This window comes from Myceligenerans crystallogenes (assembly GCF_039529775.1).
Classification (GTDB): Bacteria; Actinomycetota; Actinomycetes; order Actinomycetales; family Cellulomonadaceae; genus Myceligenerans; species Myceligenerans crystallogenes.
The window spans coordinates 50770-66066 of record NZ_BAAANL010000011.1 but is presented as its reverse complement, the minus strand read 5'-3'; the positions used below and the strand labels follow the sequence as shown (position 1 = coordinate 66066).

Annotated in this window: 12 protein-coding genes; 10 read left to right on the top strand and 2 right to left on the bottom strand. The window is 70.8% G+C overall.

Annotated features, from left to right (window positions below; genetic code table 11):
• Positions 1-260: 260 nt before the first annotated feature.
• The 6 genes from ABD208_RS19700 to ABD208_RS19675 all read left to right on the top strand — a co-directional run bounded on the left by ABD208_RS19700 (position 261) and on the right by ABD208_RS19675 (position 8835).
• A complete protein-coding gene (locus ABD208_RS19700; RefSeq protein ID WP_344106368.1) occupies positions 261-1886 on the top strand; it encodes a peptide ABC transporter substrate-binding protein in 1626 nt (541 codons plus the stop codon).
• Positions 1887-2038: 152 nt separating this feature from the next.
• Entirely contained in the window at positions 2039-2965 is a 927-nt protein-coding gene (locus ABD208_RS19695) for an ABC transporter permease (RefSeq protein ID WP_344106365.1), read from the top strand.
• Positions 2958-3917 carry an ABC transporter permease gene (locus ABD208_RS19690; protein ID WP_344106363.1) on the top strand — a complete coding sequence of 320 codons (960 nt, stop codon included), beginning with the start codon at positions 2958-2960 and terminating at the stop codon, positions 3915-3917. The genes ABD208_RS19695 and ABD208_RS19690 overlap by 8 nt, the downstream gene beginning before the upstream one ends.
• Positions 3914-5665, top strand: a complete 1752-nt coding sequence (locus tag ABD208_RS19685) for a dipeptide ABC transporter ATP-binding protein (RefSeq protein ID WP_344106361.1) — start codon at positions 3914-3916, stop codon at positions 5663-5665. The genes ABD208_RS19690 and ABD208_RS19685 overlap by 4 nt, the downstream gene beginning before the upstream one ends.
• 148 nt (positions 5666-5813) lie before the next feature.
• Positions 5814-7748: a translational GTPase TypA gene (gene typA, locus ABD208_RS19680; RefSeq protein WP_344106359.1), complete on the top strand. Its 1935-nt coding sequence runs from the start codon at positions 5814-5816 to the stop codon at positions 7746-7748.
• Between the two features lie 31 nt (positions 7749-7779).
• Positions 7780-8835, top strand: coding sequence for a PIG-L family deacetylase (locus ABD208_RS19675; protein WP_344106357.1), 1056 nt, complete (start codon positions 7780-7782; stop codon positions 8833-8835).
• On the opposite strand, the gene ABD208_RS19670 is transcribed toward ABD208_RS19675, so the two are convergent.
• Positions 8792-9370 (bottom strand): LURP-one-related family protein, encoded by a 579-nt coding sequence (locus ABD208_RS19670; RefSeq protein WP_344106355.1) that lies wholly within the window; start codon positions 9368-9370, stop codon positions 8792-8794. The two genes, ABD208_RS19675 and ABD208_RS19670, sit on opposite strands and share 44 nt — an antisense overlap.
• 106 nt (positions 9371-9476) lie before the next feature.
• On the opposite strand from ABD208_RS19670, the gene ABD208_RS19665 reads away from it, so the two are divergent.
• On the top strand, positions 9477-9953 hold the full coding sequence (locus tag ABD208_RS19665) for a hypothetical protein (RefSeq protein WP_344106353.1): 477 nt from the start codon (positions 9477-9479) through the stop codon (positions 9951-9953).
• A gap of 169 nt (positions 9954-10122) precedes the next feature.
• On the opposite strand, the gene ABD208_RS19660 is transcribed toward ABD208_RS19665, so the two are convergent.
• Positions 10123-10269, bottom strand: coding sequence for a hypothetical protein (locus tag ABD208_RS19660; RefSeq protein ID WP_344106350.1), 147 nt, complete (start codon positions 10267-10269; stop codon positions 10123-10125).
• Positions 10270-10615: 346 nt separating this feature from the next.
• Between ABD208_RS19660 and ABD208_RS19655 the strand changes: the two genes are divergently transcribed.
• From ABD208_RS19655 to ABD208_RS19645, 3 genes are all read left to right on the top strand, one after another.
• Entirely contained in the window at positions 10616-13297 is a 2682-nt protein-coding gene (locus ABD208_RS19655; RefSeq protein ID WP_344106348.1) for a VanW family protein, read from the top strand.
• Positions 13298-13520: 223 nt separating this feature from the next.
• A complete protein-coding gene (locus tag ABD208_RS19650) occupies positions 13521-13871 on the top strand; it encodes a PadR family transcriptional regulator (protein WP_344106346.1) in 351 nt (116 codons plus the stop codon).
• A 112-nt stretch (positions 13872-13983) separates the two neighbouring features.
• Positions 13984-15297: a DUF1700 domain-containing protein gene (locus ABD208_RS19645; RefSeq protein WP_344106344.1), complete on the top strand. Its 1314-nt coding sequence runs from the start codon at positions 13984-13986 to the stop codon at positions 15295-15297.

Genomic DNA, 15297 nt, shown 5'->3' with positions numbered 1-15297 from the left:
GAACCCAGGCTGGGCAGGAGAATCCTTGGTGGCACGTGTTTCATGGTGTTACGAAGGGATACCGAAACGGTCACGACCGCGGGCCTGCCGCTGTGAGGCACTCTCGGCGTCGCATTGTGGGCAGGTAATGTAACGGCCCACAGCCGGGCGCAACGCCGCGTCCGATGCAGCGCCGCAGGCAACCCGCGATGCGGCGTGACTCATACGATCCAGGAGGACACGTGACACCTCGTAAGCGACTTGTGGGAGTGGGAGCCGCTGTGCTCGCCACCGCCCTGGTGCTGTCTGCCTGCGGCGGAGGCTCCGGCGACGATCAGGGCGACGGCGCCACCCTGGTGACCGTCGGGAACGGCGAGCCTCAGAACCCGCTGATTCCGTCGATGACGAACGAGACCTTCGGATCGAAGGTCGTCTCGAACATCTTCTCCGGCCTCGTCTACTACGACGCAGAGGGTGTCGTCCACAACGAGGTCGCGAAGTCGATCGAGTCCGAGGACCAGAAGGTCTGGAACATCACCCTCAACGAGGGCTGGACGTTCAGCGACGGCACGCCGGTCACGGCACAGAGCTTCGTGGACGCGTGGAACTGGGGCGCCTATGGGCCGAACGCGACGAACCTGTCGTACTTCTTCGAGCCGATCGACGGCTTCACGGACCTGCAGTTCGCCGAGGACCAGCTGGACAAGGAAGGTGCGCCCAAGGAGGGCGAGGAGCCTGCCGAGGAGGCCATGAAGGGTCTCGAGGTCGTCTCCGACACCGAGTTCACGGTCACGCTCGCGCAGCCGGAGACCGACTTCCCGGTCCGCCTGGGCTACGCGGCGTTCTTCCCGCTGCCGGAGTCGTTCTTCGAGGACCCCGAGGCGTTCGGCGAGAAGCCGGTCGGCAACGGCCCGTACATGCTGACCGACTGGCAGCACGACAAGTCGATCACGATCGAGCCCTTCGCCGAGTACATCGGCGAGCGCAAGGCGCAGAACGACGGCGTCGAGTTCATCGCCTACACCGACGAGGACTCGCAGTACAACGATCTGCTCGACAACAACCTGGACATCGTGACGAACGTCCCGGCCTCTGCCTTCGCGACGTTCGAGGACGAGCTGGGGGACCGCGCCGTGAACCAGCCGGCAGCGCTCACGCAGGTGATCAACGTCCCGGAGTACGTCAAGGACTTCGAGGGCGAGGCCGGCCTCCTGCGTCGCAAGGCGATCTCGATGGCGATCGACCGCGACGCCATCACCTCGACGGTGTACAACAACACCCGCACCACGGCGAGCGACTTCACCAACCCGATCATCGGCGGCTGGAGCGAGGACGTCCCGGGCAACGAGGTTCTCGCCTACGACCCCGAGGAAGCCAAGAAGCTCTGGGACGAGGCCGAGGAGATGGACCCGGTCGGTGAGGACTTCACGCTGCTCATCGCCTCCAACGCGGACTCCGACCACCAGTCGTGGATCGACCCGGCGTGCAACACGATCCGTCAGGCGCTGGAGATCGAGTGCGAGTTCGACGCCTACCCGACGTTCGACGAGTTCCTCGACGCCCGTGACAACGAGACGATCAAGGGCCTGTACCGCGGTGGCTGGCAGGCGGACTACCCGTCCATGAGCAACTACCTCGGCCCGATCTACGGCACCAACGCCGGCTCGAACGACATGGGCTACTCGAACAAGGAGTTCGACGAGCTCCTGAAGAAGGGCAACGGCGCCGCGACGGTGGAGGAGGCCAACGAGTTCTACACCCAGGCCGAGACCGTCCTGTTCGAGGACATGGCGGGTATCCCGCTCTGGTACTACAACGTCACCGCCGGCTTCAGCGAGAACGTCGAGAACGTCGTGTTCGGCTGGGACAGCGACCCGATCCTGTATCAGGTGACCCTGGCCGAGTGAGCGTGATCACGTCCGGTTCGCCGGACCGACCACGCCACCCCAGGTGAGAGGCGGGGCACGCGCGCACGCGTGCCCCGCCTCCCCTGTGCCGCTTCATGCACACCGGGCGATGTCCGGGAGAATGGGCGGCGGTAATCGACAAGGAGACCACAATGCTCTGGTACATCGGACGCCGGCTGTTGCAGGTGATCCCTGTATTCTTCGGCGCCACGCTGCTCGTGTACGGAATGGTGTTCCTGCGTCCGGGCGACCCGGTCGCGGCGCTCGGTGGCGATCGCGGCCTTCCCCCCGTCGTGGAGGCGCAGATCCGGGAACAGTTCCATCTGAACGAGCCGTTCATCATGCAGTACCTGTACTTCCTCAAGGGAATCTTCACCCTGGACCTCGGGCCCGACTTCACCGGTCAGCCGGTGATGGACACGGTCGTCAACGCCTTCCCGGTGACCTTCCAGCTGTCGATCATGGCGCTCGCCATCGAGACGGTCTTCGGCATCGGTTTCGGCCTCGTCGCCGGAATGCGCAAGGGCAAGTTCTTCGACTCCACCGTGCTCGTGTGGAGCCTGCTGCTGATCGCCGTCCCGACCTTCGTCATGGGCTTCGTGATGCAGATCGTGCTGGGTGTGCAGCTCGACTGGCTGCCCGTGACGGCCGGGCGAAACCCTGATTTCGAGAGCCTGCTGATGCCGGCAATGGTGCTGGCCGGTGTGTCGATGGCCTACATCCTCCGCCTGACACGGACGTCGGTGGCGGAGACACTGACAGCGGACCACGTGCGCACGGCGCGGGCCAAGGGACTCTCCGGCGGACAGGTCACGACCCGCCACGTACTGCGCAACTCCCTGATTCCTGTCGTCACCTTCATCGGCGCGGACCTGGGCAACCTCATGGCCGGATCGATCGTCACCGAGGGCATCTTCAACATCAACGGTGTGGGCGGGACGCTCTTCGAGTCGATCGTCCGCGGCGAGAACGTCACGGTCGTCGCGATCACGACCATTCTCGTGGTCGTCTACATCGCCGCCAACCTGATCGTGGACCTGCTCTACGCGGTCCTGGACCCGAGGATCCGCTATGCCTGAGAACCGCTACGAGAAGGGCCCGCGACCGGGCCAGGACCGTTACGTCGCCCCGCCGGAGAAAGTCAAGGTCGGTGCGATCGACGCGATCGCCGAGGACGAGGCGCCCTCCAGCCTGTGGGGGGACGCCTGGCGGGAGATGCGCAGCCGGCCGCTGTTCTGGGTCGCGCTCACGATCATCACCGCCGCCTTGTTCGTGTCGTTCTTCCCCGGACTCGTCGCCACGCAGGAGCCACGGAACTGCGACCTGGGGGAATCGCTGCTCCCGCCAGGACCGGACCACTTCTTCGGTACCACGAAGGACGGCTGCGACATCTACTCGCGGGTGATCTTCGGGGCGCGGGCATCCGTCACGGTGGGCGTCCTGGCGACTGCCTTCGTCGTGATCCTGGGCGGCGCGATCGGTGCGGTCGCCGGGTACGTCGGCGGATGGGTCGACACGATCCTGTCGCGGCTGACCGACATCTTCTTCGCGCTGCCGTTCGTGCTGGCCGCGATCGTGATCCTGAGCCTGCTGCCGGACCGCAACTCGTTCGCCGTGGCGCTTGTTCTGGCCAGCTTCGGCTGGACGTCGATCGCGCGCATCACCCGCGGTTCGGTGCTGAGCGTGAAGAACAACGAGTTCGTGACCGCGGCCAAGGCGCTCGGCATGGGCAAGATCGGGATCCTGCTGAAGCATGCGCTGCCGAATGCCGCCGCGCCGATCATCGTCTACGCGACGGTCGCTCTCGGTACGTTCGTCGTCGCCGAGGCGACGCTGACGTTCCTCGGCATCGGTCTGCCGCCCGGCGTGGTCTCGTGGGGCGGTGACCTGTCGAACGGCCAGCAGTCGATCCGGCAGGCGCCCGAGGTCCTGATCTATCCGGGAGCCGCGCTGGCCCTCACCGTGCTCGGCTTCATCATGATGGGCGACGTCGTGCGCGACGCCCTTGACCCGAAGGCTCGGAAGCGATGACGACGACGATCAAACTGACCGACGAGGCGCCGTTGGGCGCCGAGCAGGCCGACGCCGAGTTCGACGCGAACGTGCCGCTCCTCGAGATCAAGGACCTGCGGATCTCGTTCACCACGGGTTCCGGCGTCGTCGAGGCGGTGCGCGGCGTCGACTTGTCCGTGTACCCGGGTCAGTCCGTGGCGATCGTCGGTGAATCAGGTTCCGGCAAGTCCACCACCGCGCACGCGATCATCAACCTGCTGCCGGGCACCGGCCAGGTGACCGGGGGATCGATCAAGTTCGGCGGACGCGAGCTCGTCGGGCTGAACCGCAGGTCCACGGAGCACCTCCGCGGGCGGGAGATCGGCATGGTCCCGCAGGACCCGATGTCGAACCTCAACCCGGTCTGGAAGATCGGCACGCAGATCGAGGAGGCCCTGGTCGCCAACGGCTTCCAGGGGACCAAGGCGGAGCGCCGGGCGCGCGTCGTCGGGCTCCTCGGAGAGGCCGGCCTGCCCGACGGCGAACGCCGGGCGCGCCAGTACCCGCACGAGTTCTCCGGCGGCATGCGCCAGCGCGCACTGATCGCCATCGGTCTCGCGTCGCGTCCGAAGCTGCTCATCGCGGACGAGCCGACGTCGGCGCTCGACGTGACCGTGCAGAAGAAGATCCTCGACCATCTCGACGGGCTGACGAGCGAACTCGGCACGGCCGTCCTGTTCATCACGCACGACCTGGGCCTGGCCGCCGAGCGTGCCGAGCACCTCGTGGTCATGTACAAGGGCAAGGTCGTCGAGTCCGGCCCCGCGCTGCAGATCCTCAAGGACCCGCAGCACGAGTACACCAAGCGGCTGGTCGCCTCGGCGCCGTCGCTGGCGTCGCGTCGCATCCAGTCCGCCCACGAGGCGGGGATCGAGGCCGAGGAGCTGATCGCGGGCCAGGAGGTGAAGGTCGACAAGGCGGCGCCCCAGGATGTCGTCGTCGCCAAGAACCTCACCAAGGTGTTCCGGATCCGCGGCTCGCGCCCGGGGACGCACACCGACTTCACCGCCGTGGACGGCATCGACTTCGTGCTGCCGCGCGGGAAGACGCTGGCGCTGGTGGGCGAGTCCGGGTCCGGCAAGTCCACCGCGGCCAACATGGTGCTGGGGCTGCTGGAGCCGACGTCGGGCACGGTGGTGTTCGACGGCAAGGACACCGCGAAGCTGTCCGGCAAGGAGCAGTTCGCGATGCGCCGCCGCGTGCAGCCGGTGTTCCAGAACCCGTACGGGTCGCTGGACCCGATGTTCTCGGTGTTCAACTCCATCGAGGAGCCGCTGCGGCTGCACCGCGTGGGGTCGAGGAAGGAGCGCGAGCAGCGCGTGCGGGACCTGCTGGACATGGTGGCGCTGCCGGCGTCGACCATGCGGCGGTTCCCGAACGAGTTGTCCGGCGGGCAGCGGCAGCGCATCGCCGTGGCGCGTGCGCTGGCGCTGAACCCCGAGGTCATCGTGCTGGACGAGGCGGTGTCCGCGCTCGACGTGCTGGTCCAGGCGCAGATCCTGCAGCTGCTCGGTGACCTGCAGAGCGAGCTGGGGCTGTCGTACCTGTTCATCACGCACGACCTCGCCGTCGTGCGGCAGATCGCCGACCTGGTCGCGGTCATGAAGGACGGCCGCATCGTCGAGCACGCGACCACCGACGAGGTGTTCGACGACCCGCAGCAGGACTACACGAAGGACCTGCTGGCCGCGATCCCGGGCGCGACCCTGGAGATCGGCGGGGCCTGACCGGCCCCGAAGCAGTACCGGCGCCGGGGTGGTGGCTTCCCTGTGGAAGACACCACCTCGGCGCTTCGCCGTCCCCGGTAGACTGGGCCCCAGCGCGTCGACGGCGACCGTCCGCGCCGCCCCTTCGTCTTCCGAAATGAGTCCAGCCGTGCCCAACTCCGCCGCGACGTCCCTCGGCGTCCGCTCCGATCTGCGCAACGTGGCGATCGTCGCCCACGTCGACCACGGCAAGACCACCCTTGTGGACGCCATGCTGAAGCAGGCCGGCGCCTTCGCCGACCACAAGGAGATGGACGACCGGGTCATGGACTCGGGCGACCTGGAGCGTGAGAAGGGCATCACGATCCTCGCGAAGAACACCGCGGTCCGGTACGCCGGCCCCGCGGCCGCCGCCGCCGGGCAGCCCGACGGCATCACCATCAACGTCATCGACACCCCCGGTCACGCCGACTTCGGCGGCGAGGTCGAGCGCGGCCTGTCGATGGTCGACGGCGTCGTGCTGCTGGTGGACGCCTCGGAGGGCCCGCTGCCCCAGACGCGTTTCGTGCTCCGCAAGGCGCTCGCCGCGAAGCTCCCGGTGATCGTGGTCGTCAACAAGGTCGACCGGCCGGACTCCCGCATCGAGGAGGTCGTGGGAGAGACCACCGACCTGCTGCTCGGCCTGGCCAGCGACCTGGCGGACGAGGTCCCGGACCTCGACCTGGACTCCATCCTCGACGTCCCCGTCGTGTACGCGGCCGCCAAGGTCGGCGCGGCGTCGGTGAACCAGCCGGCCGACGGCGGCCTGCCGGACAACGACAACCTCGAGCCGCTGTTCGCCACGATCCTCGAGAAGATCCCGGCGCCGACGTTCGACGAGGCGATGCCGCTGCAGGCCCACGTGACGAACCTGGACGCCTCGCCGTTCCTGGGCCGCCTGGCGCTGCTGCGCATCCACAACGGCGAGCTCCGCAAGGGCCAGCAGGTCGCCTGGGCGCGCCACGACGGCTCGCTGACCACCGTCAAGATCACCGAGCTGCTGGAGACCAAGGCCCTCGACCGCGTCCCGGCCGAGAAGGCGGGCCCCGGCGACATCGTGGCCGTGGCGGGCATCGCGGACATCATGATCGGCGAGACCCTCACCGACCTCGAGGACCCGCGCCCGCTGCCGCTCATCACCGTCGACGACCCGGCGATCTCGATGACCATCGGGATCAACACCTCGCCGCTGGCGGGCAAGGGCGGCAAGGGCCACAAGGTCACCGCGCGCCAGGTCAAGGACCGCCTCGACTCCGAGCTCATCGGCAACGTCTCGCTCAAGGTGCTCCCCACCGAGCGCCCCGACGCGTGGGAGGTGCAGGGCCGCGGTGAGCTGGCCCTGGCCATCCTCGTCGAGCAGATGCGCCGCGAGGGCTTCGAGCTGACCGTCGGCAAGCCGCAGGTCGTCACGCGGACGATCGACGGCAAGGTGCACGAGCCGATGGAGCGCATGACGATCGACGTCCCCGAGGACTACCTCGGCGCCGTCACCCAGCTCCTGGCCCAGCGCAAGGGCCGCATGGACACGATGACGAACCACGGCACCGGCTGGGTCCGCATGGAGTTCATGGTCCCGGCGCGCGGTCTCATCGGCTTCCGCACGCGGTTCCTCACCGAGACCCGCGGCACGGGCATCGCGGCCTCCATCTCCGAGGGCTACGAGCCGTGGGCGGGCCCCATCGAGTCGCGCATGACGGGCTCGCTGGTCGCGGACCGCGCCGGCAAGGTGACGCCGTTCGCCATGATCAACCTGCAGGAGCGCGGCTCCTTCTTCGTGGACCCCACGCAGGAGGTGTACCAGGGCATGATCGTCGGCGAGAACTCGCGCAACGAGGACATGGACGTCAACATCACCAAGGAGAAGAAGCTGACGAACATGCGGTCCTCGACCGCCGACAACTTCGAGAACCTCATCCCGCCGCGCAAGCTCACGCTCGAGGAGTGCCTGGAGTTCGCGCAGGAGGACGAGTGCGTCGAGGTCACCCCGGAGATCGTCCGCATCCGCAAGGTCGAGCTGGACGCGACGCTGCGCGCCCGCGCGGCATCGCGCGCCAAGAAGGGCTGATCCCGGTGGGGCCGCGGGGGTCGTCCCGTCGATGATGCCCGACGACGCCGGCGGCCTGCTGGCCGTCCACGCCCATCCGGACGACGAGACCCTCTGGACCGGTGGCCTGCTCGCGACGTGGGCGGCCGCCGGGCGGCGGGTCACGGTCGTGACCTGCACCCGCGGCGAACGCGGCGAGGTGATCGCCCTGCCGGGCACGACGTCGGCGGGGCTGGCGCACCTGGAGGGCGACGGCCCGGCTCTCGGCGCGTACCGGGAGCGCGAGCTCGCGGCCGCGGCCGCCGCGCTGGGCGTGGACCAGGTCTTCCTGGACGAGATCCCTCGTGGCCCGGCGCAGGACGGCCCGGCCGGCCGCGTCGGATCGCTGGCGCCGGACGGGCTCTCGCGGTACGAGGATTCCGGGATGCGGTGGGTGCGGCCGGGAGTGGCCGGGCCCGCGGAGGATTCGCCTGCGTCGGCCTTCGCGCGGGTCGAGCTCGACGAGCCCGCCGGGCGGCTGGCCGGGCTGCTCCGGGAACTGCGCCCGGCCGTCGTCGTGACCTATGAACCAAGCGGCGGGTACGGGCACCCGGACCACATCCGTGCCCACGACGTGACGGTCCGCGCGCTGCGGCTCCTGGAGGAGTCGCGCGGCCCGGCATCGGCCGGCACGGGCGTCGCCGGCGCCGCGCGCCCCGGGCCCCCGGAGCTGTGGCAGGCCGTCGTGCCCGCCCGGGAACTCCGTGCCGCGCGGCGCGAGCTGGCCCGGCTCGACGAGGCGCGCGCCGTCGTCGTCGGACATGGGCTGACGCTTCCTGATCCCGACGAGGCACTGCCGCCCTACGCACGCGAGGATCTGCCGGGACCGTCCGGCGGCGCCGCCGGCGGCGACCGGCTGGAGCGGGTGGAGGTCGCGCCCGTGCTGGACCGGGTGCTCGCCGCGATGCGGGCGCACGCCACGCAGGTCCAGCACGTGACGCGCGCGCCCGCGCCGGGCATGCTCGGGTACTACGCGCTGAGCAACGGCGTCCTGGCGCCGCTGCCGCGCCACGAGACGTATCTCGTCAGCGCGCCTGCAGGGCGTCCAGGCCGACCGCCATCGCGATGACCAGGCGGCGGTCCAGGTGCGGCTGCTGGATCGTGACGGTGTACTTGTCGCGCAGCGCCCACTGCCGCACCACCGAGAACGCGGGCTGGCCGCCGAGCTCGAAGTCGAAGTGGTAGGGCAGCCAGTCCAGGCTCTCGACGAGGCGCCGCAGCACCGCGACCCACATGCTCCGCTCCTGGCCCGTGGCCTCGCCCAGGCCCGGCTGCTCGACGTGCCAGGTGGACCGCAGGAACGACTTGCCGAAGTTCTTGCGGAACAGCCCGATCGGCGTGCCGGACGCGTCCAGGACGTCGTACGTCGCGCCGAGGTCCATGACCTGCCGCGCCTTGAACGAGAGCACCGGCACGGACTTCGTGTCGTCCGTGTAGAGCGTGACCTGCTCGCGGAACGCCATCCGCTTCTGCTGTGCGAACGCGAGCACCTCGCCCTCGGAGCCGTCGGGGTTCGCGACGCGCACCTCGTACTGGTTGACCATGAGCCGCACCTTCTGCCGCACGTAGAGCGTCGTCAGCGACTGAAGCGTCTGGGCGTCCATCTGTTGCCTCCGTTATCGGGCGTCGCGAGGGGGGAGCGACGCCGTTCGAGCGGGAGTCTGGCACAACATCCACCCGGCACCCAGAAAAGTGGGCGATGATGGACCGATGAACGAGCTACCCGACCGCAACGCCCCTGGCGGCCTGGGCCCGGTGGTCGTGCGCGTCCTGCTCGCGGTGGCGCTGGGCCTGGTGATCGGTGCGCTCGGCACCGTGGTCCACCGGTACGGCGACGACCTGTGGTGGTTCCCCGGGGCGGTGCTGGCGCTGGTGCTCACCGCGGCCGCCGCGATCATGTGCCGGGCCTGGTCCGGCTACGGTGTCCTGCTCGCGTTCGCGGGGGGCTGGGTGGTGGCGGTCCAGTGGATGTCGCTGCGCGGTTCCGGCGGCGACGTGCTGGTCCCGGCCGGGACGCTGGGGCTCGTCTGGACGTACGCGGGCGTGCTGGTCCTGGGCGCGGCGGCGTTCCTGCCGGCCTCGTGGTTCAGCGAGGTTCCGGTGCATCGCGAGGGGTCTGACCGCGAGGTGAATAATCTTCCCGGCGGCCTCGTGACCAGCACAGAACCTCCACGCGGAGCGAACTGAAACCCGCCCGGGGCGTACGGACCGGCCAAGTAGTATGCGCTCCGGGGACGGCCGCGCGTACCTTGCGCGACGGTGTCTGGCGGTGCGGAGAGCCCGCGCCGAACAAGGTTCCACGGAGCAACTGAATGGGCCAGCCGACCGACAACGACAAGCCGTCCGTGCCGACCGGTCAGAACGATCCGAACAGCACCGACCAGGCCGTGCCGCCGCTCCTGGCGACCCGTCCGGGCCCCGCCGGCGCGGCGGCGATGCCGCCGTCGATCCGGCCCGCTGCGCGTCCCCCGGCCCGGCCCTCCCGCGAGGGTTCGGCGGTCACGCCGCCGGCGTCGGGGCCGACGGCGGCCGCTGGTGCCGGTCCTGTTCCGGGGCCGGCGGCGCCTGCCGGTGCCGGTTCCGCACAGGGGCCGACGACGCCGCCGGGCTCGGGTTCGACGCCGCCCGCGCCGGCTGGCTCCGGGCCTACGGTGCCTCCGGGTTCCGGCCCCGGTTCCGGGCCGACGCCGTTCCCCGGCTCCGGTTCGACGCCGCCGGCTGGTCCGCAGCAGCCGCAGGCTCCGGGTCAGCCCGCGCGATCCGGTGGCGCGCCCGTTGCGCCCGCTCCTGGTCCCGGCGGGCAGGCGCCCTCGGGTGCGCCGGTCGCCGGGCCGTCGTCGTCCGGCCCGGTGTCAGGAGGCCCCGCGCAGGCAGGCCCTGCGCAGGCAGGCCCCGCGCAGGCAGGCTCGACCGGAGGCCCTGCGCCCACAGGTCCGTCGTCGTCCGGGACCCCGGCATCGGGTGACGAGCCGGGCGATCAGGCCGCGCTGCTGCAGTCCGTCGTCGACAACCTTCGCCCCGAGCAGTCCGCTGCCCGGCCCGAGGCGGCGGGCGGCTACCAGCCGCGCGTGTTCGCCTTCGACGACGCCGACCGCGATCCCGGCTCCGGCAACGGCGCGCCCCGCCAGGAGGCGGCCCGGCCTGCTGCCGCTGCGGCGTCCGGCCCGGCATCGCCCGCTTCGGCGGCGCCCGCCTCGCCGTCGCCGGCCGCCGCGCAGGCATCCGTGCCGCCGGCGGACGCCTCGGCGCCGCCTGCCTCGATGCCCCCGGCCCGGCAAACGCCCGCTCCCGCCTCGGCTGCCGCGGCGGCGCCCGCCTCCGGAACGCCTGCCTCGGTGCCGCCTCCGGCCGGGGCGCCCACGGTTCCGCCCGCGGGGGAGCCCGCCACCATCGTTCCCCCCTCTCCGGGTTCGCCGGGCGAGATCCCGGCCGCGGCGCCTCCCGCGGACGCGCCGCGCTTCAGCGGGACGGCGCCGGTGAGCGCCCTGCGCGCCGGCCAGTCGGGCGGCACCCAGCCGCTCGGCGGCCCGCAGACGGGGCAGCCGCCGTTCGGGCAGCCCGGCGGTGGCCCGCAGACGGGGCAGCCGCCCTTCGGGCAGCCCGGCGGCGGCCCGCAGGCCGGGCAGCCGCCCTTCGGGCAGTCCGGTGGCCGGCCCGCCGGCGCTCCGGGCGCGGCGTCGTCCCCGAACGCCCTTCCGCACGGCGTGCGGCCCCCGGGCGGCCCGTACGGGGCCCCGGGCCCGCAGGCCGGCGCACCCGGCAGCGCCGCGCCCGGCCAGATCCTGCCGCCCCCGAACTTCCCGGGATCCTTCGGGCCCCAGGGCGGTGCCGGGGCTCCGAAGCGCCGCGCCCCGGTCAAGACGCTGCTGGCGGTCGGGCTGGGCGTGGTGGCCGTCGTCGCCGCGTTCGCGATCCTCGCGGGCGTGCAGGCGGGCGCGGTGCCGGGCGGCACCACGGTCGCCGGGATCGACATCGGCGGCAAGTCCCGTGACGAGGCGGTCGCGGCCCTGGACGAGGGCCTCGCGAAGCGCTCGAAGAAGTCCCTCGTGCTGGTGGCGGGTGAGACCGAGTCGAAGCTCGACCCGGCCAAGTCGGGCCTGGCGTACGACGCCGAGGCGACGGTCGACGGCCTCACCGGCTTCTCGCTCGACCCCGTGCGCATGTGGCAGCACCTCTCCGGCAGCGGCGGCGAGGAGGACCTCGTCCTCGCCGTCGACGACAAGTTGCTCAAGGGCGCCGTCGAGAGCCTGTCCGAGAACATGACCGTCAAGCCGGCCGACGGCGCGGTCGAGTTCACCGACGGCGTCCCGCGCGCGACCGACGCGCGGAAGGGCTCGACCCTCGACGCCCAGGGCGCGACGGCGGTCATCACCGAGAACTGGCTGGTGTCCCAGTCGCCGTACACGCTCCCGACCAAGGAGACCGAGGCCGACATCACCCAGGCCGAGGTCGACGCCGCGATGACCCAGGCGGAGAAGGTCATCTCCGCGTCCGTCGAGGTCCGGGTCGAGGGCTACAGCGTGGAGCTCACGCCCGCGGACCTCGCCGCGAACGCCTCGTTCGCGCCGGACGAGGGCACGCTGAAGCTGCGGTTCGATCGTGACGCGCTCGTGGACACCATCGGCGAGCGGGCGCAGGGTCTCCTGACGATCCCCGAGGACGCGCACTTCGAGTTCCAGGGCGGGCGGCCCGTCGTCGTCGGCGGCGGTGCTGGCACGACGCTCGACGCCAAGGAGGTCGGCGAGCGGGTGAACGCCGCGGCGCGCGGCGACGACCGCGTCGCGGAGGTCAAGCTCCACGAGCAGGACCCGGAGGACACGAAGAAGGCGCTCGAGGAGCTCGGCGTGAACGAGATCGTGTCGGAGTTCTCGACCCCGCTGACCGACGACAACGTCCGCACGCAGAACCTGATCCGCGGCGCCGAGATGATCACCGGGAACCTCGTCAAGCCGGGCGAGACCTTCTCCCTGATCGAGGCGCTGTCGCCGATCACCGAGGCGAACGGGTACGTGTCGTCCGGCATCGTCAGCGAGGGCAAGCACGTCGAGGGCGTGGGCGGCGGCCTCTCGCAGATGGCCACGACCAGCTACAACGCGGGCTACTTCGCCGGGTACGACGACGTCGAGCACCGCCAGCACAGCTTCTGGTTCCCGCGCTACCCGGCCGGGCGCGAGGCGACGATCTACGTCGGCGCGCTCGACATGAAGTTCACGAACGACACGCCCTACGGCGCCGTGCTGGAGTCCTTCGTGAGCGGCGGCCAGCTGACCGTCCGGCTCTGGAGCACCAAGCACTACACGGTGCAGACCAGCGACACCGGCCAGCAGGCCGTCGTCAAGACGTCGCCCGTCAAGAGCAACGACCCCGAGTGCGTCGCCTACCCGGGTGGCGAGAACGGCTTCACGATCACCAACTTCCGCAAGGTCTCCCTGAACGGCGAACTGGTCAAGGACGAGCAGTACACCTGGACCTACAAGCCGGACAACCCGGTGGAGTGCACCAAGGGCGGCGGCGGTGACGGCGGCGACTGACCGAGGAAGCCTCTGACCGGGAGCTGACGCCCTCCGCTCCGTCGGTAGCTCTCCCATCGCAGTACGGCGCCGCAAGGCCCGCGGTAGTGCCCCTCGAAGGCACCACCGCGGGCCTTCTGCTGTTGCTGTGCCCTGACCTTCGCCCCACCTGCGCCATCGCGCAAAATCTTGCGTAGCAATACTTGCTTTACAAGCCTTGCTACACAAGGTTAGGGTCGGTCCCGTGAACGACGTACGGATCGCGACGAACCTCCGTAAGGGAGTGCTCGAGTACTGCGTGCTCGCGCTGCTGGCCCAGGGCGAGAAGTACGGCCTCGAGCTCGCCGACGACCTCGTCCGGCGCGAGCTGATCGCGAGCGAGGGCAGCCTCTACCCCTTGCTGGCCCGGATGCGGGAGAACGGCCTCGTCGAGCCTCGGGCGGTGACGTCCGGGGCCGGGCGTCCCCGCCGCTACTACGCCATCACGGAGCGCGGCTCCGAGCAGCTCACCGCCTTCGCGCAGGTCTGGGCCCCCCTCAGCGCGCAGGTCGACACCCTGCTGGGGGAAGCACGACGACGAGAGGAACCGCGATGACCCCTGACACCGAACGTTCCTGCCCGCACGACGCCGGCAGGACGCCGCGCCGGCTCCTGTCCGGTGGTACGCACGGCACCACGACCTTCGCCCGAGAAAGTGACTCCCTCGCATGATCTCCACGACCCCGGACATCGAGCGCTCGTACCTGCGTGACGTCGGCAAGCGGCTGCGCGGCCTCGCGCCCGGCCAGCGTGATGCCGTCCTCGATGATCTCCGCGCCCACTTCGCCGAGGCCACCGAGGCGGGCCGCACCCCCGAGCAGGCGGCGAAAAGCCTCGGCAGCCCGGAGCACTTCACCGGACGGATCCTTGCCGAGCTCGACGACGATCGTGCCGAGGCACGGCGGCCGCGGCCCTCCGTGGTGCTCGTCGCTCTTCTCGTCGCCGCCCTCGCGATCGGCGCCGTCAGCGGCTACCTCGCCGTCGGCGCGGTCGCCGGGTCCACGAAGGCCACGCAGCTGGCCGACGCCGTCGGCGTCCTCGAGGTCCAGGACGACCTCATGACCGCGCTGGCCCAGGAGCGCGCGCTCGTCGTGACCGCGTCGGGGCCGTGCACGACGGCGCCGTGTGCCGCCGAGCTGGCTCGGACGGCGCTGCTGCGCGGCGTACCCGGGACGGATGACGGCAAGCCGCTGAGGCAAGGCGGCGCGACCGTCCGCCGGGCGCCCTCGGCACAAGCGCGGACGACGGCCCTGCTGGCCGAGCGGGACGAGCTCGTCACCGATCTCGACATGAGCGCGCTCCCGAAAGAGGTGACGTCTGCCTTCGATCAGGTGGTGTACGACGGCGTGGACATCCAGGCGGTCCAGAAGCACGTCGCCAAGGGCGGCATGGCGCCGCAGACGGTCACCAAGGCGTACGACCTCTTCCTGGCGGACAGCGCCGATGTCTCGCACCAGCTCTCCCGGGCCACCGATGACCGCGGGCTGGCGGATCACCTCGCCGCACACCAGGCGGCGAACGAAGTGCTCCTGGCAGGCGCCGTCGACCGGTCGCTGATCCCGGTCGTGATCGCGACCGGTGCCGCCGGCTCCGGCCACGTCGAGGCCGTCGAACAGATCAGCACCGGCAACGATCTGTTCGGGGCGGCCGACCGCGCGCTCGACCAGCTTCCGGGCGAACTGCAGATGCCGGCTCCCGACGGCGCCTTCGGGACGGTGCGAGACCTGACCCTGCAGGGCGACCTGGCGGGCGCGACCCCGGAGCTGCAGGAGCAGTTCGTCGCCGAGTCGCGGCAGTGGACCGAGGAAGCACGCGCCGTCCGTGACAGCCTCCGGGCCGGCGCCGTGGACCGTGCGGAATCGAACGCGACGGCCGCGCAGGCCAAGCTCCTGACCGCGGCAGCCAGCACCGGCGTCGCGTTGCTGGCCGCGCTGGTGCTGGGCGTCGCCGTCGTCGTGCAGGCGGCTCGCCGGCGTTCGTGA